General features: G+C 27.6%; 1 protein-coding gene. It reads right to left on the bottom strand.

Features of this window, described 5'->3' with window-relative positions:
- Positions 1–588, bottom strand: a 588-nt coding sequence (locus tag AYC60_RS09240) for a hypothetical protein (protein ID WP_197417021.1), incomplete at both ends; no start/stop codon positions are given.

Raw genomic sequence — 588 nt, 5'->3', positions numbered from 1 at the left:
ATACCACTACAACCAGGACAGTGAAAAGATCCATCAAATATCATCTTCTCATATCCATCTCTAACTATTATCTTTTCATCACTTATACTTGATGAATTATTAAATATATTTGATACTATCTTATTTTCTCTATTTGCTATTATATGTCCATCTTTATTATTTAATTCTTCTTTTGTAGTAATACTAATATTATTTCCACTAAGTACTGAAAAGCTTGTATCTTTGTCTTCATTATCTACAAAACCTTTTAAAAGTATGTTTTCATTACTTTCTCCTAAGTAATCATCAGAATATTTTGAATACATTGCTTCTTTATTCTTATTCTTTATTTCTTCTATTCTTTCCTTACTTAAGATTTCACTTCCATTTAGATTGTAAAAAATTCCTGGCTTTCCTGCTCTTTCCTTATTGTATTTTACATCTCCCCAATCTTTCCATACTCTCCAATCAAATTCAGTAGGGTCTATTACTACTACCTCATCATAAAAGGCTGAAAGAGCATTTATCTTTGCTTCATCTGTACTTGATAATATACCTGCATTATATGACCTATATGTTTCTTTTAATTTTGTTTTCCAAGTATTAATT

Source organism: Streptobacillus felis (assembly GCF_001559775.1).
In the GTDB taxonomy this organism is placed as follows: domain Bacteria; phylum Fusobacteriota; class Fusobacteriia; order Fusobacteriales; family Leptotrichiaceae; genus Streptobacillus; species Streptobacillus felis.
This window is presented reverse-complemented; position numbering and strand designations above follow the sequence as displayed.